Raw genomic sequence first — 231 nt, forward strand, 5'->3', positions numbered from 1 at the left:
GGCTGTGGTCAAAGCAATACGACAAATAAAGAACAAAAAGAGAATGCAACAAAAGAAAGCAAAACGGAAAAAACGGATTCAACGAAAGAAAGTAAACCTGCTGAAAAAAAATCCGAAGATAAAAAAACTGAAGATAAAAAGCCTGAAAATACAGCTACTGGGTCAAGCGACTACTCTAAGCTGATTTCCTATATGGAAAAAGAAACAGGTGGTAAAACAAAAGTTCTTTTT

The 231-nt window shown here is 34.2% G+C and carries 1 pseudogene; it reads left to right on the forward strand.

The features are described 5' to 3' along the window. Positions 1–231 (forward strand): annotated as a pseudogene (locus tag MR170_RS31765) (DUF5068 domain-containing protein); the annotation flags it as partial.

This window comes from Bacillus cereus group sp. BfR-BA-01524 (genome assembly GCF_022662595.1).
GTDB lineage: Bacteria > Bacillota > Bacilli > Bacillales > Bacillaceae_G > Bacillus_A > Bacillus_A thuringiensis_S.